Genomic DNA, 22,931 nt, shown 5'->3' on the forward strand with positions numbered 1-22,931 from the left:
TTGATTAATATTTAAGATCTTTTTTCAAATACATTTATAATACCTTTCTTGAGTATGTTCATTGCAGAATGATTGTCTGGTAGTTTATCGGCATAAACAAAACGCAGTAAATTAGAAACCTGATTAATTGGGTTTAAATCCCAGCCTCTTTCAGTAAAACATTTATTTAGAAATGATGTAATATCGTCTAGTGTTAATTCTGTAGTTCTGTAAGTCTGGGTATAATCGAGAGTGGCAACCGGAAGATTTGAGGGAAATCCGTCAATGATGATGCGAAGCCATTCTGTATCTTTTAAAGAACTAAGAAGCAACAGAAAAAATTCCGAGAGATTTTCACCCTCCAGACTGAATTTATTTAAATCAGTTATCATAATCCATACAGTTCTTTTATCTCTTACTTTATTTAGAGAGGAAAGAAGTGGATCGGCCAAAATGTTTCTAAGCCATGCAGCTACTGTGGTGTCATATTCTTTAAATGCAGGTATTCCAGGCAATGGTATTCCCGCAGTACCGCATACATAATTAACAAAGGAACAAGCGTCCATTTTCCCGATTATTTCTCCAGGACAATTGATTTTTAGGTGCTGAATATCATTAAGGGCTGAATGTGCAATTCGTGTAAGAAAAGTTTTTCCTGTGCCTTCGACTCCCTTAATATCAAATAAACGTTTATTGTTTTGGGGATTTATAAAAGAATCCCAGAGTAGGAGCTGGAAATCATCTCTTCCTATGACAGGTTCATATTTAATCTTATCCAGGTACCAAAAAGGATTTTCAAAATCCATCTCATGAATGTTGGTGTTATGTACAGAATTAAAATGAGTGCATATTTTATCAATTGGAATACCTCTATTCACAGTACGGCCGTTTAACTTTTCTGGCCAGACCCCCTGATGTATTCCAATAAGGGTAAATTCTTTATCGAAACAAGGACCTCCAGAAGCACCACCCAAGGCATTCACTTCATGTAGAAAGCGAAATTTTGGAATCTGCGTTATTGAAGGTCTTGGACTAATTATAGTGCTGATATCAATTTTAAGTGAGGATCCTGATGGATGCTGGAAGAGAATGATTTTAGCATCATCTGGTGGAACCAAAGCGCGCGGATCAATTGTAACCCAGCTTCTTTCGTACCCTACAGGCCTTTTTAATTTTATAATAGTATAATCCCAAAATCCAGCAAAACCATCTTTAGGATCCGGAATTTTATTATTTAATTCTACTTCGTTACATACAGAATGGCTAACATACCATTTTCTATGCGCTTGGATGATTAGGGACTGATTTGTGGTCATCCCGGTTTCACTGGCCTTTAGAAAGTTGTCAAACTCAATACTAAGATCAACATCTGTTAAAGGTGTATTATTATGGTCAAATAACGATTTTGTAACATGCCAGGCAGTAAGGAAGTAATTTGGACCAACTAGTACCCCAGTTCCCATTGGCTCTCCGTTAATAATTACTTTTCCAGTAAGTCTCATGTTTTTCATGATACCTTTCAGGTATACATCGGGCTCAGAGAATCCAGAAACAGCATTTGTTATTGCCTGTAACTGAGGTTGAGCTGTTTGTAGACTGTTTTGCTGCAAAATTCTCATCAGTGCTCCTGTTTCCAGAGAAGACTGAGCAAATGTCAATAGAAAACTTTCTATAAAATTGTTAGATATAGAGTAGTTGACAGCTTTTTTAAAAGCTTCAGTGTCATCTGCATATTCCGCTACAATAACTTCAAAAGCAATACGTTTCTCAATTGGTAAAACTGTTTGTGATTGAAAGTATAAGTCACCAAATTCTCTGCGATTTGTACGTAATGCGGAAACAATTTCATTAGCTGAATAACTCATGTTGTTTTTTTTAGATTAATCTATTCAGTAATAACTCCATTTGAATCCAGAATCTCAGATAAAAGTCTTCCTGATGTTTTGTCTTTAATGTTTAGAGTAGATTCAAGCAATAAGCCCCAATTTTCGCGTGGTGTCTTAAGAGTTCCTCCATAATGAATGGCACTGGCAGAGGTTAGTTTATTGTTACCAATAATTACGGATCCTGAATTACCTCCTAAGGTACTGGCATCGTGGCTAATGGTATGACTGTTTTTAATATCACTATTGATAATTTGTCCAGGCGATAGTCTTTTAAAACCGTATGTAGACTGATAAATATCTTCTAATAATTTTCCATAAACACTTAAACCAGCAAGACCTGGATCTCCGGGATATCCAATAGTATACATGTAAGAGTTGGATTTTAATTCTTTAATGGTTTTAGTGAAGTTTATTTGAGGAACTCTACAAGCAGTATTTAATGGTAGCAATTCAATAATTACCATATCGATTTTGGAATGATCTATCAACTTGGGATTTATAAGATTTCCATTATCAAATATTACTTTTTTGAACTCACGACGATTTAATGTTTTAATACCTTCATATTCAAAGCCAAAGTCTACAGATACGTCATCGTAAACGGTTGATCCTGAGTTGTTATTTGAGCCGATGCTCTGCAGGACATGACGATTTGTTACAAATAAATTCTGAGCTATAAGAAATCCACTACCTACATGGGAGCCGAATTTATCTATACGACCGACACATGAAATAGCATAATCAATACTAGTTTTATTAGTCGTCAGTATATCATTCCACAACCCTGGCTGGGCAGAAGAAAGATCTACTGTACCATTTTTTACTAGAAAAGAAGGACTGCTTCCGTCGGTTTTTACAATGACTTCTAACAGATCCAGTGCTTCAAGATTGTTTTTAAAATATGCACTATCATTATTGTATACGGCCTTAAGTGCCTTCTTTCCTTCAGTATTGACTGCGTCGGTAAGTTTTTGTAATTTTTTTGCATCCACATCAGAATTGTATCTCAGCCTTCTTATTTCATTTTCAGCCGAAGAGGTTTTAGCTTCAATAATTGTTTTTAAAGCAGTTTTGGGTATATCAGTGCTTTCGAAAGATTCCAGAGAAGATGCAACTGTTCTTATAAGATTGGGGCGAAAGCGGTTTATGGCTTGATCAATCTTTTTCATTTTAGTAAAGTTTATTATCAAGTATCAGCTGTTTTAGTGCTTCGGAGGTTTCCGGTATTTCTAGTATAATGGCGTAAAACTGTCTTTGTTCTTTATCAGTCAGTTCATCAAAGTTTTTTTCTTCATATTCCAGCAGTTTCTGGAGTGATGCTGATTTTGAAATTAATTGAAGAATTTCTACTTCGTACATTTCAATTGAGCTTTCAAGTAATTCGGTGCCGGTTACCAGTTTTAAAAATGGCCAGCTTACTTTAGCAGGATCTGCTTTTTTTACTGTGACTTGTGAAGGTTTTATTTCCAACATATCGTTAGCCTGCAGAATCCCATTACCAAAATAGAGTGTAATGTCATTATCAAAGCCATCTTTGATTTTTTTTGCAGCAGAATCAAACATGGCCTGACGTATTGTTTCAATTTTTTTCCAGCCAGGCATTGCATTAAGCTCAGTATGATATTTTTGATAATATAAGGCAGCTGCAGATGCAATCTGAGGAGTAGCAGAAGAAGTTCCCGCACCGTTGATACTGACTAAGTTTCCACTATTTATAATTGCCCATGCAACGTTTGGTGTAAATGCAGCTATTGCTTTTGTCATGCATTTTTTTGGACCGTAGTTTCCTTCCATGGTCTTTATGTTTCGAATTCCAAAGGGTTTGTAATAGGGTGAATAGTCATAAGTTACTCCGCATGCAGCTGTTACACGCTCAAAACGTGCCGGGTAAACTAATGTTGAAGGTGTTGCTCTCCCAATGTTATTACCAGCCGCGGTAACAATAAAAATTCCTTTTTCATAGGCGCGATTTATAACATCTGCCCATGCTTTTGAAGGCATTCCCCCCATACTCATTGTAACAATGTCACAACGATCAGGGGTATCATATAAACTTATTACATGTTCAAGAGCATCAACAAAAGCTTTGTTTTTCCATAACATTACACTCCGGGAAATACGTAGAGGCAGAATTTTGATGTTTTTATGTATTCCTATAAAATCATTGTGTTGGTATTCGTCGATCTTCATTGTATTGCCGGCAAGTATGGATAAAGTACCTGTTCCGTGCCCCGGATTGTTTATTAATCCTTCGGAGCCGATATCAATGGAAGAATTATTTTCTTCTACAAAATTTTTCTGATTTTTGGTGTCTATACTGTTTTTGAGTAAACTTTTATGCTCGGGATCGTATCCAGTATCAAAATGAGCAATTCTTATTACAGGTGTTGTATCTGAAACAGAGTCTCTTGCGGATTTTAGTTGTGAAAACTCATCACCAAGATACCAAAACTTTTTATCTGCCTTCCCGTTAATCTGAGGATAAGGCCACTCGGGATCGTAGTCATTTTGTGCGACGGATTCTAGTGATTCTAACACTTCCTCATTTTTTTGACTGATAATTTTTTTACCCGATAGAATTTCATTCGGTTCTATATAAATATTCCCGGATTTTTTTTGCTGCAATTCATGAGCTTTGTCCCAAGGGTTCTTACCGCGTTTAGCTGCAGGAAAATAATTAGTTTCAGGCTGCGCAGTTTCAAGAAGTTCCAGATTACCATGATCGCTGGAATAAAATAGAGATTTTTCCATATTATTAATTTTAGAATTATAAATAAAATGTCTTGGGGACTTAATAACAGGATGCTTATAACAAGGCGGGTAAATTGAATTTGAATATAAATATTCAAAAATTAGGCTTTATTGCCGGTAAACAGAATATACAGGTGTATAATACGATATGTTTGAGATGATAAAATTAGTAAATTAATTCAAATTATACCCCGTATAAATACCTGTATTTTGTTGTAATTGAGGTATTTGTTTGTTTTTGTTGAAAATAAGGTGTGTAGTTAAATAAAGAGATAAAACACTAATAAAAATATCAAAGAGGATAGTGAGCAAAGTAATTTGTTTTTACTGGAGATATTGTTTTTGGAATTCTTCGATTGTTAAATATTCAAGTGCTGAATGTCTTCTGCAGGTGTTGTAGAAATTTTTGATATAATTAGTGACTGATGTTTTTGCTTTTTTAATGGACGCATATTGGTTCTGATAAATTAACTCTGATTTAATTGTCTTGAAAAAGCTTTCTGCAACTGCATTGTCGTAGCAGTTTCCTTTTCTGCTCATGCTCTGAGTAATCTGATCACTTTTAGATAAAATGTACACAAAGGCTTTGCAGGCATATTGGATTCCGCGGTCTGAATGAAATATTAATTTTTGGTTTCGAATTAATGGACGGTTGCGCAAAGCCTGCTTAAAAGCAGCTATAGTTGTATCTATTGCTTTCATGGTTTTGCTTATGGACCAGCCTATAACTTTACGATCGAAGAGGTCTATTACTGCGGTAAGGTATACCCAGCCTTTCTTAGTTTGAATGTAAGTAATGTCAGATACCCAGACCTGGTTTTGGTTTCTAACTTTAAATTCCTGATTTAATAAATTGTCAGCTGCAGGATATTTGGGAGAGGAGATTGTAGTTCTTTTAAACTTTTGTTTTGCGACCCGTTGAAGATGATTCTCTAGCATTATCTTTCCAACATACGTGCGGGATACATTTATACCTATTGCTGAAAGTTCTTTAGTGATTCTTATGCTTCCGTACCTTCCTTGGCTCCAATGATAAATTCTTAGAATTTCAGATGTTATAAATATTTTTCTTTCAGCTCTGCTCGTAGATAGGTCTTTCCTCCATCTGTAGAAACAGCTTGGATCTACCTTGAAAATTTTACACATCTTAATAATTGGAAATTTTTCACAGTTTTCCATGATGAATTTATAGCGAAGCCGTCTTTTCTGTAAAATAATTCCTGCGCTGTTTTCTAAGATATCCTTTTCTATCTGAATATTTTTGATTTCTTTTTTTAATCTTATTAATTCTTTTTGGTTATCATCTAAATCTGATTTTTTCTCGAGGGTCAATTTTCCTTCCTTGTAAAGTTTTTTCCAATGTTGAAGGCTATTTTCACTGATGCCTAGGTCCTGGGATACAGTTAATACACTTTTATATTGATTACTGATTGTGACGGCACAAATTTTAAATTCCAACGGCCACTTTTTTCGAGTATTTTCCATGGTTTCAAATTTATAGAGTGATGAATTGTTTTGTAACTATTTATTCTTACAATTTATCAAAATAAATTTAATCAATATTTTTAAAACCGCCTTAGCTTTTTGTGGCAAAAAAGGTATCACCTCCAGCCAGAAAGTGCACCGATTCTGCACCTTTAATTTTGTGAGGATTTATAAATATTGAAAACAGTCCTAAAATAAAAAAAAACTGCAAATCCTTGAATTTGCAGGTCTTCAGACATTTTTTGTGGCTTTTTAAAAAGAATGAAAACTTTAAGTTTTCCGCCTTTTAGGCCTTTCCGTGGGGAGAGCAGTACTCGAACCCATGAGGTATCTTTTTAATATGTTAAACATGTTGGTATTTGCATAAGCTTTGAATTAATAATTCTTACAAAATGCCATATTGGTTAAACCTCATTTTAATATTAAAGTGATGCATTTTTATATTTACTTTTAATTAATTGAATTTCTTTTTCAAGTTTCTCAAGCGTGGTTAAATCTTCTTGAGAAATCTCATTTGTATGCTTATTGAGTTTTTGATTTAGTATGGACATTTCTCTTCCAATAGTTGTCTGCTCTGTTATGGCATAAGCTTCTGTCTGTTTAACCGAGGAGTGTCCAAGCAGTTCTTTGACTACGTTAATTGGGACATTATTGTTCAAGGTTACCGTGCTTCCAAATGTACGGCGTGCCATATGTGTGTTAAGTGGGAATGGAAAACCGCACAATACAGCAATTTCTTTAAGGTAGCCATTCATCTTCTGATTAGAATAAACAGGCAGGAGAGTTCCTCGTTTAATGCAGACAGGATGATCTTTATATTTTTCAAGAATTCTGGCAGCATGAGGCAGGAGTGGAATTTTTGCAGTTGAATTAGTTTTCTGGCGTTCAGAGATAATCCAAGGTTTTCCATCAACTCCGTCTTTTATATCAGCACTTGTGAGCTGGTAGGCATCAATGTATGCAAGCCCTGTGTAGCATTGGAATACAAAAATGTCGCGTACTATACTGAGTCTTTCAATCGAAAACTGATGGGCTTCCAATTCAGCCAATTCTTTTGCAGATATAGGTTTTTTTACAATTTTAGTTTTTTTGCCTTTAAAGCTTTTAAAAGGGTCTTTTTCAATAATTTCCTTATCAAGTGCACGTATGACAATTTTTTTGAAGTTAGCAATGTATTTAAGGGCTGTATTATTGCTGCATTTGCGGACAGACCGCAGGTAAAACTCAAAATCTTTTACAAATTCAAGATCTAGATCGGCAAATTCAAAATCATCAGAATTATATTTGAATTTTATAAAATTTGACACGTGGTTTTTGGTTATGTTAAACCTTTCCAAGGTTGCACCTGTGTAACCATTGCCAACCAACGCCTCCAATTCATCATTGTGTTTCTGAAATTCTTCAAGCACTTTTACTCTCGGAGTTATTCTTCCCATGACATGATCCATAATTTTCTGGGAAGTTATTGGTTTTCCGCTGTAGAGTATCTCAGTTTTGATATCGTGGATTTTCGATGTGAGCGAGTCAAGAAAAAAATTAAGTGACTTTGCGTCTTCTTTTGTTCCGACTGCTCTTTCAGTTTTCTGGTTCCATCGCTCCAGATCCCATTGGCGTCTTGTAGATGCTTCTTTAGGAATGCCGTCAACGGTGATTCTGAAATAAACGGTTCTAATTTTACTCTCATGTCGGGGAACTTTCAAGAAGAAAATTAACCCAAAGCTGTTCTCTAGCATAATTCAATTTATTAGATTAGTAAATGTAGAATTATAACCTTATTTAAACAAGATGTAAACGTGCTTAACCCCTTTGATATCGGGACTTAAGATAAAATCTTGTGGCACACTTTTAAAATCTTAGCCTGCGCCACGAATGCGCCACGAAGATTTTGTCTGTTTTTGAAAATATTGAAAAGCGGTATAAAAGAAGAAACCCTGCAAATCGTTTGATTTGCAGGGTTTTCCGTGAATTTTAGCCTTTTTTGTAAACTTTGAAAAGTCTCTTTTTAAGCTCTCAGCGGAGAAAGAGGGATTCGAACCCCCGGACCTGTTACAGTCAACAGTTTTCAAGACTGCCGCATTCGACCGCTCTGCCATTTCTCCAGTATGTTGCTATCAGTGCCTGATTGCGGGTGCAAATATAAGACGGTTTTTCGGTTCTCAAAACTTTTTTTAGACTTTTTTTTGAAGATTTTTAAAATAATTTTCAAGTGTCTAATTATCAGTATTTCTGAAAAGGAGTTTTTTTTGAAGAATTATTCTAAATCGTCTAAAATTGGTGTTGGTTTTTTATTTTCATCAACTGCAACAAACGAAAAAGTCCCTGAAACGACTGTTTCGCGAAGCTCCGAATACATTTGCTCCATAAAAATATCAACATGAATTTTACAGCTTGTTCTTCCAACGCTGTCAACTTTTGCGACCAATTCGATTAAAGTTCCAGCTGGGATTGCTTTTTTAAAGTCAATTTGCCCTGTTGAAATTGTAACTACTTTTTTTCGACTGAAACGTGTAGCACAGATAAAAGCTACTTCATCCATTAAATGAAGTGCGGTTCCTCCAAATAAAGTGTCGTAATGATTCGTTGTACTTGGAAAAACAGCTTTAAAAATTCGTGTTTCTGATTTTAAAATTCTTTCTTCTACTGTTCCCATATTAGTAATTAACGTATTCTGTAATTTCAAGTCCATAACCAATCATACCAACACGTTTGGTTTGTTCTGTATTTGAAACTAATCTAATCTTAGAAATATCAATGTCGTGAAGAATTTGAGCTCCAATACCATAATCTTTGCTGTCAATAATGACTTTAGGAGCTTTTAAGGTTCCTTGCGATTGAAGTGTTTTAAGCTCTGAAATTCGATTTAAAAGGTTAACTGCTGTCATATCCTGATTAATGAAGATAACAGCGCCTTTTCCATTCTCATTAATTACTTTAAACATATCATCTAACTGCTGCTCAGCATTATTAGTTAAAGTTCCTAATAAATCATTATTAACCTGAGAAGAGTGGATTCTGGTCAAAATTGGTTCGCCAAGATTCCAAGTTCCTTTTGTTAAAGCAATATGAATTTGTTTGTTTGTTGTTTGTTCGTAAGCTCTTAATCTGAAAGTTCCAAAGCGAGTTTCAATATCAAAATCTTCTTTTTTAACGATTAAGCTGTCGTGCTGCATTCTATAGGCAACTAAATCCTCAATCGAAACTAATTTCAAATCGAATTTTTTAGCCACTTTTATCAATTCAGGCAAACGTGACATTGTTCCGTCTTCGTTAAGAATTTCGCAGATAACACCCGCTGGTTTAAATCCTGCCAAACGTGCAAAGTCGATAGCAGCTTCAGTGTGGCCTGTTCTTCTTAAAACACCGCCTTGTTTTGCAATTAAAGGGAAAATATGCCCAGGACGAGCTAAATCGTGTGGTTTTGTGTTTGGGTCGACTAAAGCTTCAACTGTTTTAGAACGATCTGCGGCAGAGATTCCAGTCGTTACTCCGTTTCCTTTTAAATCAACAGAAACTGTAAAAGCAGTTTCCATATGATCTGTATTATTGGTAACCATTGCACGAAGGTCTAGTTCTTTACAACGACTTTCAGTAAGTGGTGTACAAATTAAACCGCGTCCGTGCGTAGCCATAAAGTTAATCATTTCTGGAGTAATTTTTTCAGCAGCTGCTAAAAAGTCACCCTCGTTTTCGCGATCCTCATCATCGACTACAATGATTACTTTACCTTGACGAATATCTTCTATAGCTTCCTCAATGGTATTCAGTTGTATTTTTGTTGTTGACATAATTATTGTTGCTTTTGAGCTGGTAAAAACCGCTCGGAAATTTTCTGAAATAGTTGTGAAATCGGAGTTGTAATCGCATCAAAATTGATTAATCCGTTATCATTTGTTGCGCGATAAGTTAAAAGAATCGCCAATGGAGACAGTATGAATGAGGACATCCATGATCCCAAAAACGGAGACATACCGCCTTCTTGAGATAATCTTTTTCCAAAAGTATTAATAAAGTGGAAAGTAATAAAAATTAAAACGGCAAATACAATTGGAAGCCCAAGTCCGCCTTTTCTAATAATCGCTCCAAGTGGTGCTCCAATAAAAAACATTAAAAAACAAGCAAATGCAATTACAAACTTTTCGTATAATGCAGTTAAATGTTTATTGATTTCACGTTGTTTGTCTTTTAAATCTCTTTGAGTAGTTTCTATTGAGTAAATGTTACTGGTAACATTGCTTCCGGCCATTTTTAAAATATCTACCTTGTCTTTGTTGGAATACATGGACATCAGGTTGTTTGGCAGTTGTTTTTTCTTTGTTTTTGTCCCTGGAGGAGATGGATATTTTCTAATTCCAACACGCTGATTGATGTTTTCAGAAAAAGAAACAATTTCATTATCAATGTTTTTGTTTAATGAATCTAATGTATAACGCAGTTCGTTGACATTCAACATTGCATTTGTACCAGCAATACTTTCTTTACTGTCATCTACCTTGTTTAATTCGGATAAGTCAATATTGATAATCTGCTTTTTAAATTTTCCTTTTACAAAAGGCAGTTTGGCGCGATCTTCATATTTTTTTGGTGTAACATCCTGATAATAATAACCATCATTTAAAACGAGTTTTAAAATGCTCGATTTTTCACTGCTCACCAATTCTCCTGTTTTAGATTTAATAACGGTTTTATTTTCGCCCATATTATTAGGCTTTTCGTGAATGGTTACTTCTGTTAGCTTGTTCCCGTTTTCTCCAGATTTTTTTACAACTTTAATATTGTAAAATCCAACATCATTAAATTGTCCTTCAACAATCGCCATTGCCGGTTTGGCTTGGGCGATATTTTTTCGAAAGTTTACAAACTTGAATTCTGCGTATGGAATAACATTGTTTGCAAACCAAAACGCAACGATGCTTAAAATGAAAATAAAAATAATGAGTACTCGCATGGCTCTCTGAAGTGAGATTCCAGACGATTTCATGGCTGCAAACTCGTAATTTTCGGCTAAGTTTCCGAAAGTCATAATGGAAGCTAGTAAAACCGATAAAGGAAGTACCAGAGGTATAATTCGTGGCATAGAAAAAAGCAGGAATTTCACGACTAATATTAAGTCGAGATCTTTACCTGCTAATTCTGATATAAATAGCCATACTGTTTGTAGTATGAATATGAAAAATAGGATTACAAATACCGTAGTAAATGTAAGTAAGAATGTTTTTAATAAGTATTTGTCTAGAATTTTCAACCTTCTGATTAATCTAATTTATTAATGTAGTATTTCGGGTATTTACTCGCTACAAATGTAAATTGATTTTTTGATAATGGCTGATTGGTTTTAAAAGAATTAACGGTTAAAGTTGTTTTTGTTCCGTTTTTTCCAGTTTCAATCAAATTATAAATGTGTTTTGTCTGACTATCAATACCCAAAAGAATTTCTTTTCTTTGGTCTTTTCCGCTTGTAGGAACTAATTTGATGTATTGAATTTTTCTTCCTTTTACGTTTTGTACGATATCCATCGTGTATTTGTAACCAGAATTAAAGAAAGTAAGCATTTTAGATGGGGTAATCGCATTATCGTCTTTCTCATTTACTTTAGAGATAGTAACTTCTTCGTCTTCAGGAACAATAGTATAGGTTTTTTGACCGTCAAAAATTTTAGTCACGCCCATGAAATTCAAAACATATTGATTGCCTTTCATTGTAACGTTTCCTTTACTGTCTTGATTAATGTTTTCTTTAGCGTTATTCAAAGAATATTTAAAGTCAATAACAATATTGTCATAGCTTTTAATTTTTGAAGTTACTTCGTTCAATAAATCTTTGGCTTTTTTATCTTGAGCTTGAATAGAAGTGAAGCTCAAAAGCAAAATAACTGCTAATTGAAAACACTTTTTAGTCATGTTTGTGATAGAATTGTTGTTGATTTCTTGAATTTTTACTTTCATGATTGGATTAATTTTGTTCATTATTAAAAAATTGATCAAGAGCACTTAAGTCTAAAATGTTTACAGTTCTTGCTTTACTGCCTTCGAAAGGGCCAACAATTCCGGCTGCTTCCAGCTGATCGATTAGACGGCCAGCTCTGTTATAACCTAGTTTTAATTTTCTTTGCAGTAATGAAGCAGAACCTTGCTGTGCATTGACAATAATCTCCGCAGCTTCTCTAAATAAGGTATCTCTTTCGGAAATATCTATATCAAGATTAATGCCACTTTCTTCCCCAACAAACTCTGGAAGCAAATAAGCTGTAGAGTATGCCTTTTGGGAACCAATAAAATCTGTAATTTTTTCAACTTCTGGTGTGTCAATAAAGGCGCACTGTACACGTACGACATCGTTTCCATTTGTATATAATAAATCTCCACGTCCAATAAGCTGATCGGCTCCTTGAGTGTCCAAAATAGTTCTTGAATCAATTTTTGAAGTTACTCTAAAAGCAATTCTGGCAGGGAAATTGGCTTTAATTAAACCTGTAATTACGTTAACAGAAGGTCGTTGTGTTGCAATAATCAAGTGAATTCCAATGGCACGGGCTAACTGCGCTAAACGAGCAATCGGAATTTCTACTTCTTTTCCAGCTGTCATAATTAAATCGGCGAACTCATCGACAACTAAAACAATATATGGTAAAAAGCGGTGGCCGGCTTCAGGATTTAATTTTCTTGATTTGAATTTTTCGTTGTATTCTTTGATATTACGAACCATCGCATCTTTTAGTAAAGAATAACGATTGTCCATTTCAGTACAAAGCGAATTTAAAGTATTGACAACTTTTGCATTGTCAGTAATAATAGCATCTTCCGTGTCGGGAAGTTTGGCTAAATAATGTCTTTCGATTTTATTAAAAAGCGTAAGCTCCACTTTTTTCGGATCAACTAAAACGAATTTTACTTCTGCTGGATGTTTTTTGTATAATAATGAAGTTAAAACTGCATTCAATCCAACAGATTTTCCTTGTCCTGTTGCTCCTGCCATCAATAAGTGGGGCATTTTGGCAAGATCGACTACAAAAGTTTCGTTTGAAATGGTTTTTCCTAAAGCAATTGGTAGTTCCATTTCGGCTTCTTGGAATTTAGCTGCTCCAATAACACTTTTCATCGAAACCATAGTTGGGTTTTTGTTCGGAACCTCAATACCGATAGTACCTTTTCCGGGAATTGGCGCAATAATACGAATTCCTAATGCTGATAATGACAATGCAATATCATCTTCTAAACTCTTAATTTTTGAAATTCTAATTCCTGCTTCTGGAACAATTTCATACAAAGTAACCGATGGTCCAACGGTTGCTTTAATTTGTGCGATTTCAATTTTGTAATTACGAAGTGTATCTACAATTTTATTTTTATTTTCTTCTAATTCTTCTTGGTTGATCGTAATTCCACCAGTCGAATATTCTTTTAATAAATCGATGGTTGGGAATTTATAATTGGATAAGTCCAAAGTCGGATCAAATAATCCAAAATCGGCAACTAGTCGTGAAGCTAAGTTTTCTTCGATAATATCTTCTTCTTCCGCTTTTTCAATTACAAAAGCTTCGTCAGGAGAAACTAATGGTAGTTCTTGTTTTGGAGTAATTGGCTTTAAAATCGGATTTAGCTCAATTTCCGAAGAATGAGAAATAGTTGGTTTTAATGCTTCTTTGTTAAGTTCAAATTGCGTGTCAACTGTTTTGATGTGAATATCATCTATTTCAGGATCACTTTCAATTTCTTCTTTAATAGCAAATTCTTCTAAATTATAAGCGCTTTCAGGTTGGTTTACAGCTGGCTTTAAAGTGTCTAATTCTGATTTAAATTCTTTTTTAGTAGAATCAAAATACGATTGAATTTTTTCTGGAGATATTTTGATTTTGAAAATCAGATAAACGATTAATCCAAAAAGCAGTGTAAGCAAAGTACCTGTTTTTCCAATATAATCCTGCAGAAATAAGTTTAATTCGTAACCAATTGTACCGCCTAATTCTGGTGCAGAAGTGGCAAAAAAACCAAATAAAATAGAAATAATAATAATGGCAAAAATATCCCAAAACCAAGTATTCTTTAATTTTTGGGTCGAAAGATCCAAGGCTAAAAACATTCCAGTAAGGAAAAATAAACGTACAAAAATGAAAGAAGCAAGTCCGAAACCTCTATAGATAATCAAGTCGGCTAAATAAGCTCCGAATTTTCCTAACCAGTTTTCTGCAACTTCTGTACGGTCACCAAGCTGGTTTACGACACTTTGATCATTTTGCCATTGTCCATTTACATAAAAAGACATAAATGCGACTAATAGTGCAATAGAGAAAAGAACCAAAAGACAGCCCAAAACAAATTTCTGTGGTTTGGTCATCTTCCAGGATCTTTTAGTGCCTTGTTGTTTGTCGTTTTTTTTATCTACAGTTTCTTTTTTATTTTTTGCCATTCTTGCGTTTTCCTTTGCCTAAATAAATTTTGGAATATAAATAATCAAGCCTATTGCTATTGCAGTCATTGCAGCAAAAAATACCGCCCCTGCAGCAATATCTTTAATAAAACCGATTCGTTTGCTGTAATCAGGATGGATAAAATCGGCAATTTTTTCAACTGCCGTATTCAATCCTTCAATGCTTAAAACCAAACCGATGGCAAATGTCTGACAAAGCCATTCGGTTTGTGAAATGTGAAAATAGAACCCGGCAATGGTCATGATAATTCCCAAAGAGAATTGCACCATGATGCTGTGTTCTGTTTTAATCAATTTTACAGCTCCTTTAAATGCATAAGTCATGCTTTTTAAACGACCTGTAACAAAAGTATTGTCTTTTTGAAACTCCATTTAAGGGAAAATATTATAGCGCAGCTAAAGCAGCTTCGTAATTTGGTTCGTTTGCAATTTCGGCAACTTGTTCCGTGTGAACAACTTTTCCGTCAGCATCAACAACAATGATTGCTCTTGAGTGTAAACCTGCAAGAGGCCCATCAACGATTTCTAGACCGTTTGCTTTACCAAAAGCACCAGTTTGAAAATCTGATAAGTTTACTACATTTTCTAAACCTTCGGCACCACAAAAACGTTTTTGAGCAAAAGGCAAATCTCTTGAAATACATAAAACAGTAGTATTTTCTAATCCGCTTGCACTTGCGTTGAAAGTTCTAACAGATGTTGCGCAAGTTCCTGTATCAACACTTGGAAAGATATTTAAAACTAATTTTTTACCTGCGAAAGTACTTAAAGAAGCAACTGATAAATCGTTTTGAACTAATTTGAAGTCAGCTAATTGTGATCCAACTGCTGGCAATTCGCCTGATGTATGAACTGGATTTCCTCCTAATGTGATAGATGCCATGATTTTTGTTTAAAATTAATGAGGTTCAAAAGTAAGGATTAAAATTTGAATCTAAAAGTATTTGTTATGGGTTTAAGGAGAGATTAAGGATGGTTTTCGGGTAGCCATGAATTCACGAATTTATATGATAATTTTAGATTTTAGAATGTAGATTTTAGATTTAGTTTGCCAATAGCTATGAAACGTCAATTGAAACCGTTGACTCGCGAGAGGGATAGAAGCAATCCGCCGCGGCGGAGCGGATAGCCCGACAGTATTTGGGAAAGTGGGCGAATAAAGGCAAAGTATGTTTGCCCACTTTTTCAAATACTGTCTCGCCCTTATTAATTTAGATTTTAGAGTGGAGATTTTAGATTGAAAGCATAGTTTCTAAGGCTGAAACGATTTTGTGGAAAACTGAAAACTACGACTGCCACTGAATACTAAAAACTGACCACTGTAAACTAAAAAAAAGCGTCTCTAAAATAGAAACGCTTTCTCAGCCTTGTTTTTTGTTTTTATTCTTGGAAGGAGGTCGACTTATTTATCGATTGAACCTAAAACACGTTTCATGAATGTGTTTAAAGCTTCTTTTTTGTCAGTTCCCTGCGCAACTAGTTTTTGCACTTCAAGGGCGCCGTACATATTTGAAATCAATTCGCCAATTACGTCTAATTCTTCGTCTTTAAGAGAAGGAATTTCGGTCATCGCTTCCAGAACTTCGATTGTTTCTATGATATAATCCTGATCGTTTTCTTCGATGAATTGTGTTAAATGCTTTATTACTGGTAATTTCATGTTGTGGAGTTTATGAATTAAGCAATTGCGTTTACAAGATCGATTAAAACTTCTTGTTTGTTAGTTTGCGTTTCGCCAACTAATTGTCCGTTTACGAAAGTTGCGAATGTTGGCAGGTTGCTCACATTAGCTAATTTTCTTGATTCAGGAGAATTTTCTGCATCAACCAAAACAAAAGTGATAGCTTCATTTTCTGTTGCTAATTTTTTGAATTTTGGTTTCATAATACGGCAATTTCCACACCATGAAGCTGAATATTGTACTACTACTTTTTCGTTTTTAGCAACTAAATCTGCTAACGTATCTTCGTTTAAGTCGATTAACATAAGTTTATTTTTTAGACACTAAGTTGCTAAGGTTCTAAGATGCTAAGTTTGCTCTCGAACCAGATAACTTTGTGTGGATTTATTTGATAGATTTTTTAAGTCTTAGAGATTCTAAGATCTAAGTTTAATCTTAGAATCTCTCGACTTTATTGTAGAATGTGTCTAAGATTTAAAAGTTAAGTTAAAAAACTTAGCATCTTAGAACCTTAGTATCTTAGCAGCTTAGTTAGCGCTTAAGTATTCAGCAGTACTGATTCTGTCAGCAGACATAGCTTCTTTACCAGCTTCCCAGTTTGCCGGACAAACTTCACCTTTAGTTTGGATGTGAGTGTAAGCGTCAACCATTCTTAGGTATTCGTTTACGTTACGTCCTAATGGCATATCGTTTACACTTTCGTGGAAGATTTTTCCAGTTTCGTCGATTAAGTAAGTGGCTCTGTAAGTTACATTTGAACCTTCGATGATAACTGAGTCAGTATCTTCGCTGTAGCTTGTAGATTCGATATCAAGAATACCTAAAATGTTAGCTAAGTTACGGTTTGTATCCGCTAAGATTGGGTAAGTAACACCTTCGATTCCACCATTGTTTTTTGGAGTATTTAACCAAGCAAAGTGAACTTCGTTTGTATCACAAGAAGCACCAATTACGATAGTATTTCTTTTCTCAAATTCTGGTAATGCAGCTTGAAAGGCGTGTAATTCTGTTGGACATACAAAAGTAAAATCTTTTGGGTACCAAAATAAAAGTACTTTTTTATTGTTGTTTACTGCTTCTTCAAAAATGTTGATTTTTAAATTGTCACCCATTTCTGAGATAGCATCTACTGCAATACTTGGGAATTTTTTTCCTACTAAAGACATAATTTTCGTTTTACGTTAAATATTTATTTCTGGTGCAAAAGTAGGGCATAAGTGCAGTTTTCTACAATAAGATGTGATTATAAAAATTTATAAGTTGATAAATTTTGACTATTTAAAGTTTTAACTTATTGAATGTCAATATTTATGGGTAAGATCCCATTCAAACTATTTTTTTCTAAAAATTGAATTCCTGCTGTTTTTTGAAATTCTTCAAAATCTTGATAAGCCTGAATTAATCCTGAAGCCTTTTTTAGATTAGGAATTAATGGTAAAGAATATGGATTTCCGAAAACGTAAACGATACATTTTTTGGTTTGAAGTAAATCAGAAAGCAATTCTAAAACTTCATTGTCAATTTCAAAATTGTTGAGCGGTTTTGCCTTTGGAACAAATAATGAAATTAAAATAGTTTCAAAATTTTCTAATTCTTTTTTGATAGATGAAATCTCTGAAACTTCTAAATTTTCAAAAGCAAATTCTGGAGAAGGTAATTCTGAATTTAAAGTTTTAAAGAAAGTATTTTCGGTTTTTTTATATAAGCTGAGCTTGGCTAATTTTTTATTTTTATGAGCTTCAAAAGCCAATTCTGAACTTGAATTATCAATAATCGTAGTAATCGCATTTTGAGCAATTTCCAGATTTAATTTTGATGTTTTTTCGAAATCTAATTCGCCTGAAGCTGAAATATTTCCAGAAAGAATTCCTGCTTTTTCTTTGGCTTTCATAATTCGGTTATAACTTTCGAAAATTCGGTCTGGAGAAGCATTTTTATAGATAGCTTCAATTCCTTCCGGAACATTTTCGGCAAAACACAAAACATCATTTCCGGCATTAAAAGCTTCCCATTCTAATTGTCCTTTGGTTTCATACAGTTTCGAAACACTGTGCATATTTAAAGCATCTGAAATTACTAAGCCGTCATAACCTAATTTATTACGCAAAAGATCCTGAATAACTGCTTTTGATAAGGTTGCCGAAGTATCTTTTCCGTCATTTAAACTTGGAACAGCCAAATGTCCAATCATAATTGAATCAACATTATTTTCGATTCCTTTAATGAATGGATATAATTCGTTTTCCATCAGTTCTTCTAAAGTCTCCTTTAAAACGGGCAACCCTAAATGCGAATCGACATTTGTATTTCCATGTCCAGGAAAGTGTTTCAGACAGCCTAGAACACCAACTTCTGACATTCCTTTTAGATATTCAACAGCAAAATCGGCTACTTTTTGTTTGTTTTCGCCAAAAGAACGATACCCAATAACGGGATTGTTTGGATTATTGTTGATGTCTGCCAAAGGCGATAAGTTGTACTGAATTCCCGCTGCTTTTAAATCTAAACCAATTTGTTTTCCAACTTCATAAACCAAATTAGCTTTGTTTTCTGGCAAAGCACCAAGAGTGATTGCATAAGGATATTGCGGTGTTTTTTCGATACGCATTGCTAAACCCCATTCCGCATCAATACTAATTAAAAGTGGAGTAGAAGCAGCTTTTTGATAACGAGCAATTAATGCTTTAATTTTTTCGTAACTGTCATCGTTGAAAACGACTTTTTTCTTGCTTTCGTAATTGGTTGCAGCGCTTGCACGACTGTGGAAAAAAGTCAGTCCACCAATATTATATTCTTTGATTAAGCGTTCCGTTTCCAGAATATTTTCTTCTGTATCATTGATGAAAACGGCAGGGAAAAAGAATTGTCCTATTTTATGTTTTAATGCTTCGGCAGTGATTTCCATTATTATAAAGTCTTTTTCATGCAGACACTATTATCCATTTTTTCGTAGGGTGGATAATTTGGAATGATGGTGTAATTTAATTTTTGATATAAGTTGATGGCTTCCGGCTGATTTTTGCCAGTTTCCAAAATGGTATAAGTATAACCGGCTTCTTTAGCCCAGATTTCCAATTCGGCTAAAATTTTTGATGCAATTCCTTTTTTACGATAATCAGGATGAACAAACATTCTTTTGATTTCGGTTTTGTCGCTTTCTTTTTCGCGAAAAGCGCCACAACCAACTGGAATGTCATTTTCGTAATAAACGATTGTATGCTTTATTTTATCTGTTTTGTTATACTGATTATAAAAAGCATGATCGTCTCCATCTCTAATTGCTAATTCTTGATCTAATAAAGCAACCAGATTTATAAAATCAATATCGTCCGAGTTTGTTCGTTTTATGTTAATCATGATTTTATAGCTTTTCTGTTTTTGTATTAATTTTTGAACAAATAGAAATAGTTTTAGAGTAAAGGCATAGCTATGTTTGGAGAAACTAGTTTCTCTTTTTAAATAAAATAATTCTATGTTTCTATGTGTTTAAAAACTATTTCAATTTTGCCTTTTTTTGTTTGGCTAATTGTTTTTGAGTTTCAATGGCTTTTTCCAATCGGTTTTTGAATCGGAAAAGCTTTGGAAGTCCTTCCAATCGGTCTTCGATTGTGATTTCTTCGTAAACCAAAATGGCTTTTTCTAAAATCCTAATTTCGTTGTCGAGATCATTTTGATTTTTGTAAATCGTTGCCAGTCGATCGTACGGATGATTTCCTTTAAAGCTTTCTGCGACATTTTCTTCATACAATTCAATTGCTTTTTCAAGATTTCCATTTTTCTCGAACTCAGTTCCTTTCAGATTTCGTTCGGCCTGCAAATTTTCATTGATTTCCATATGTAAGAGTTTGATTTGGGGTGAAACTTCTTATGATTTTTTCCCAAAATCTTTCGGGAAAACTAAAAAACGTGATAAAATAAGACCTGGAATTGTCGCTATTAAAACCCAAATAAAGAAGTTTTGATAGCCTAAAAATTTCTGAATATAACCGCTCAACATTCCCGGAAGCATCATTCCTAATGCCATAAATCCAGTTGCCAATGCATAATGGGCTGTTTTTGATTCTCCTTCGGCAACATGAATTAAATACATCATAAATGCTGTAAAACCAAAACCGTAACCAAATTGTTCTAAAATCACAACGGCATAAATGTAATAAATTGATGTCGGGTGAAAAAATGCTAAAAGTATAAAACCAATAATAGGTAAATGCATGGCTAAAAACATTGGAAACATCCATTTGGTAAGACCATGTCTGGAAATAGCAATTCCGCCTAAAATCCCGCCTAAGGTTAATGCTGCAACTCCAAATGTTCCGTAAATAATTCCAACGGCTTCCGTATCTAATCCCATTCCGCCAAGTTCTTTTCCATCCAATAAAAAAGGACTTAACATTTTAAGCAGTTGTGATTCTCCTAATCTGAAGACCAGAACAAAGGCTAGGATTAATCCGATTTGTTTTTTCTTGAAGAAGCTAATGAATATGGTTCCAAAATTTTGATGAGTTGTTTCTTTTTTGCCTTCTACAACATTGATTTCATTTTTTGGTGTAAAAATGAAGTTGTAAGCTGTAATGAAAGTCATCAATAAACCAACGAAAATCATAGTGTAAGACCAAGCTTTTGTATTGTCACCATATTTATGTTCCAAATATCCTGCAAAAAGGACTACTAATCCGTTTCCGGCAAGCATTGAAAGTCTGTAGAAAGTACTTCTAATTCCGATAAAGAAAGATTGCTTGTCTTCTGGTAAAACCAATAAATAGAAACCGTCTGTTGCAATATCATTGGAAGCCGAAGCAAAAGCGGCAACCCAGAATATGGCCAGCGACATCATGAAAAATCCGTTGGTTGGAATGGCTAATCCGACCAGTAAAAAGGCGATTGAAATTAATAACTGCATCGATAAAAACCATTTTCTTTTGGTTCCGATTAATTCAATAAGCGGACTCCAAAGTGGTTTGATTACCCAAGGAAGATATAATAAACTGGTGTAGACTCCGATATCTTCATTTGAAATTCCCAGATTTTTGTACATAATTACCGAAACTGAAATAATTATGGCATAAGGCAATCCAGATGCAAAGTTCAGAAGTGGAATCCAGAACCAAGGTTTATTATCTATTTTCATTTGGTTGTGCAGGTGTATAGTTTTTAAAAGGTTTTTTTAGATCTATGGCAGTTGGCGAGCTTTCGTTCGCGTAATAATCAATGAAAGTTACAGCACAGGCTTTATAAAGGTTTAGTTTTCCACCAGCAATTGAGAAAATAATTTTTCCGTCAACTTCTTTTACGGTTACTTTTTCAACAATTTTTGTGGCATCGTTAATGTCGATTTTTGAGATATGATCGCCTCCATAAACCACCATATAACGAACTTTTGTATTCAACGGACTTTTAAAAGTGAAATTATAACGGATGCTATCTTTGCTGTATTCAATCACTCTTGGCGTATCAATAATTACATGTCTTAAGTTCGGAACTGCTGCAGGAAGTGCCGGATATTTATATTGATTTTCTTCTAAATGACGAACCACATCGAAGTTTTTACCCATGAACCACTTTGAGCTGAAATAAGCACTTCCAGACACGTTTTTAAAGGTTCTCAGAAAATCAACCTGTGTTGGGATTTCAGTCATAAAATTCCAGCTTTTATCTGAGTCGCCTCTAATTTTATAAGAAGCATGACCAATGTAAATAGCTGTGTTTTTTGCATTTTCTGACCACCATTTTACCAATTTGGAGTAAGACGCTCTTGTATTGTTCATACTCCAATACAATTGAGGCAGAATATAATCAATCCATTTTTGATCCATCCATAACATTGGATCTGCATATAAATCATCGTAATTAGAAGTTGACTGTGTTTCAGAACCTCTTGGATCCTGAGACTTATTTCGCCAAACTCCAAAAGGACTAATTCCAAATTGAACCCAAGGTTTGCTGGCTTTTATGGTTGTTGAAATGGTGTGAACAAAGTTACTCACATTCGCACGACGCCAATCGGCACGGCTTAAACCGGCACCATATTTTTGATAGGAAGCGTTGTCGTTAAATACTTTTCCAGGAACGGCATATGGATAAAAATAATCATCAAAATGAATGGCATCAATGTCATATTTGTCCACGACTTCTTTAACTACTTTCGTTAAATGCGCCTGAACTTCTGGTAAAGCTGGATCATAATAATATTTTCCGCCATATTCAATCATCCATTCCGGATGTTTAAAAAGATCATGTCCCGGACTTAAAAGATTTTTATTCAAATCGAAAGTCGCACGATAAGGATTTAACCAAGCGTGAAATTCAAATCCGCGATTGTGCGCCTGCTCAATCATCCAGGCTAATGCATCGTAATACGGATTTGGAGCTAAACCTTCTTTCCCCGTTAAAAAACGAGACCAAGGCGCAAATTCAGAAGGATAAATGGCATCGCCGACACTTCGAACCTGAACGATTAAGGCATTGTAATTTAACTTTTTGTATGCTTCTAAAATCTCAAGATAATCAGCTTTTTCTTTTTCTACATTATCTAGACTTGTTTTGGGCCAGTCAATATTAACAACCGTGGCAATCCAAACACCTCTGAATTCGTTTTTAGGATGCATTGTATTTTCCTGTGCGGCAATCGTCGAAACGAAAAATAGAAGTAGAAAAGAGAATATTAAATACTGATTTTTATGCATTTCAATGTTTTTTAACAAAAACCAAAAGTAGTTTTTTTAGA

20 protein-coding genes and 1 tRNA gene are annotated in these 22,931 nt (G+C 34.4%); all 21 read right to left on the reverse strand.

Annotation, left to right across the window (positions count from 1 at the left end; translation table 11 throughout):
• Positions 1–11: 11 nt before the first annotated feature.
• A complete protein-coding gene (locus tag P2W65_RS11395; protein WP_289665642.1) occupies positions 12–1,844 on the reverse strand; it encodes a trypsin-like serine peptidase in 1,833 nt (610 codons plus the stop codon).
• Between the two features lie 20 nt (positions 1,845–1,864).
• Entirely contained in the window at positions 1,865–3,034 is a 1,170-nt protein-coding gene (locus P2W65_RS11400; protein WP_289665644.1) for a trypsin-like serine peptidase, read from the reverse strand.
• 1 nt (position 3,035) lies between these two features.
• Positions 3,036–4,616 carry a S8 family peptidase gene (locus tag P2W65_RS11405; RefSeq protein ID WP_289665646.1) on the reverse strand — a complete coding sequence of 527 codons (1,581 nt, stop codon included), beginning with the start codon at positions 4,614–4,616 and terminating at the stop codon, positions 3,036–3,038.
• 324 nt (positions 4,617–4,940) lie between these two features.
• Positions 4,941–6,101 carry an IS3 family transposase gene (locus tag P2W65_RS11410; RefSeq protein ID WP_434783361.1) on the reverse strand — a complete coding sequence of 387 codons (1,161 nt, stop codon included), beginning with the start codon at positions 6,099–6,101 and terminating at the stop codon, positions 4,941–4,943.
• 422 nt (positions 6,102–6,523) lie between these two features.
• Positions 6,524–7,834 (reverse strand): site-specific integrase, encoded by a 1,311-nt coding sequence (locus P2W65_RS11415; RefSeq protein ID WP_289665648.1) that lies wholly within the window; start codon positions 7,832–7,834, stop codon positions 6,524–6,526.
• 281 nt (positions 7,835–8,115) lie between these two features.
• Positions 8,116–8,200, reverse strand: a tRNA-Ser gene (locus tag P2W65_RS11420).
• Between the two features lie 152 nt (positions 8,201–8,352).
• Complete coding sequence (locus tag P2W65_RS11425; RefSeq protein WP_012024176.1) at positions 8,353–8,751, reverse strand: acyl-CoA thioesterase; 399 nt, start codon at positions 8,749–8,751, stop codon at positions 8,353–8,355.
• A 1-nt stretch (position 8,752) separates the two neighbouring features.
• A complete protein-coding gene (gene ribB / locus P2W65_RS11430; protein ID WP_289665653.1) occupies positions 8,753–9,886 on the reverse strand; it encodes a 3,4-dihydroxy-2-butanone-4-phosphate synthase in 1,134 nt (377 codons plus the stop codon).
• 2 nt (positions 9,887–9,888) lie between these two features.
• A complete protein-coding gene (locus P2W65_RS11435; protein ID WP_289665655.1) occupies positions 9,889–11,343 on the reverse strand; it encodes an LptF/LptG family permease in 1,455 nt (484 codons plus the stop codon).
• 8 nt (positions 11,344–11,351) lie between these two features.
• Positions 11,352–11,999: an outer membrane lipoprotein periplasmic chaperone LolA1 gene (gene lolA1 / locus P2W65_RS11440; protein WP_491844605.1), complete on the reverse strand. Its 648-nt coding sequence runs from the start codon at positions 11,997–11,999 to the stop codon at positions 11,352–11,354.
• Positions 12,000–12,051: 52 nt separating this feature from the next.
• Positions 12,052–14,505: an FtsK/SpoIIIE family DNA translocase gene (locus P2W65_RS11445; protein WP_289665659.1), complete on the reverse strand. Its 2,454-nt coding sequence runs from the start codon at positions 14,503–14,505 to the stop codon at positions 12,052–12,054.
• Positions 14,506–14,523: 18 nt separating this feature from the next.
• Positions 14,524–14,898 carry a diacylglycerol kinase gene (locus tag P2W65_RS11450; protein ID WP_109192327.1) on the reverse strand — a complete coding sequence of 125 codons (375 nt, stop codon included), beginning with the start codon at positions 14,896–14,898 and terminating at the stop codon, positions 14,524–14,526.
• A gap of 13 nt (positions 14,899–14,911) precedes the next feature.
• Positions 14,912–15,409 (reverse strand): thiol peroxidase, encoded by a 498-nt coding sequence (gene tpx / locus P2W65_RS11455; protein ID WP_289665663.1) that lies wholly within the window; start codon positions 15,407–15,409, stop codon positions 14,912–14,914.
• 519 nt (positions 15,410–15,928) lie between these two features.
• Positions 15,929–16,186, reverse strand: coding sequence for a DUF6952 family protein (locus P2W65_RS11460; RefSeq protein WP_008462029.1), 258 nt, complete (start codon positions 16,184–16,186; stop codon positions 15,929–15,931).
• 17 nt (positions 16,187–16,203) lie between these two features.
• Positions 16,204–16,512: a thioredoxin family protein gene (locus tag P2W65_RS11465; RefSeq protein ID WP_007805605.1), complete on the reverse strand. Its 309-nt coding sequence runs from the start codon at positions 16,510–16,512 to the stop codon at positions 16,204–16,206.
• Between the two features lie 222 nt (positions 16,513–16,734).
• Positions 16,735–17,373, reverse strand: a complete 639-nt coding sequence (locus tag P2W65_RS11470; RefSeq protein WP_012024184.1) for a peroxiredoxin — start codon at positions 17,371–17,373, stop codon at positions 16,735–16,737.
• A gap of 125 nt (positions 17,374–17,498) precedes the next feature.
• Positions 17,499–19,112 carry a glycoside hydrolase family 3 protein gene (locus P2W65_RS11475; protein ID WP_289665678.1) on the reverse strand — a complete coding sequence of 538 codons (1,614 nt, stop codon included), beginning with the start codon at positions 19,110–19,112 and terminating at the stop codon, positions 17,499–17,501.
• A 2-nt stretch (positions 19,113–19,114) separates the two neighbouring features.
• Positions 19,115–19,564 (reverse strand): GNAT family N-acetyltransferase, encoded by a 450-nt coding sequence (locus tag P2W65_RS11480; protein ID WP_289665680.1) that lies wholly within the window; start codon positions 19,562–19,564, stop codon positions 19,115–19,117.
• 136 nt (positions 19,565–19,700) lie between these two features.
• Positions 19,701–20,042 (reverse strand): hypothetical protein, encoded by a 342-nt coding sequence (locus P2W65_RS11485; RefSeq protein ID WP_289665681.1) that lies wholly within the window; start codon positions 20,040–20,042, stop codon positions 19,701–19,703.
• Positions 20,043–20,072: 30 nt separating this feature from the next.
• Positions 20,073–21,335: an MFS transporter gene (locus tag P2W65_RS11490; protein ID WP_289665683.1), complete on the reverse strand. Its 1,263-nt coding sequence runs from the start codon at positions 21,333–21,335 to the stop codon at positions 20,073–20,075.
• Positions 21,322–22,890, reverse strand: a complete 1,569-nt coding sequence (locus tag P2W65_RS11495; RefSeq protein WP_289665685.1) for a glycoside hydrolase family 10-like protein — start codon at positions 22,888–22,890, stop codon at positions 21,322–21,324. Before P2W65_RS11495 ends, P2W65_RS11490 begins: the two co-directional genes overlap by 14 nt.
• Positions 22,891–22,931: the final 41 nt, after the last annotated feature.

This window comes from Flavobacterium panacagri (assembly GCF_030378165.1).
GTDB classification, from domain to species: Bacteria; Bacteroidota; Bacteroidia; order Flavobacteriales; family Flavobacteriaceae; genus Flavobacterium; species Flavobacterium panacagri.